General features: G+C 67.5%; 1 pseudogene. It reads left to right on the plus strand.

Features of this window, described 5'->3' with window-relative positions:
• Positions 1 to 268 (plus strand): annotated as a pseudogene (locus SB753_RS37695) (cellulose biosynthesis protein BcsE); the annotation flags it as partial.

Raw genomic sequence — 268 nt, forward strand, 5'->3', positions numbered from 1 at the left:
GCCGCGGTACGGCCGCTGGCGCGTCTCTATGGCGCGCTGCGCGCGCTCAAGCCGTTTGGCTTCAGGCGAGGCAGCGTTTTCTTCGTCGAAGGCGCGGAGCATTGGTTTACTTGGGACCGTCCCGACGATCTCGCCTACGAAGGCCGCGTACTCGCCGACTGGTGCGAGACGCGCAACATCACGCTCGTGCTGCTGGCCGGGCGCGCGGCGGCGACCACGAACGATCTCGCGCTCGACTCCGAAGCGCTCGAAGAGCAGCTCGAACAGG

The sequence above is a fragment of the Paraburkholderia sp. SIMBA_053 genome (genome assembly GCF_046534895.1).
GTDB lineage: Bacteria > Pseudomonadota > Gammaproteobacteria > Burkholderiales > Burkholderiaceae > Paraburkholderia > Paraburkholderia caledonica.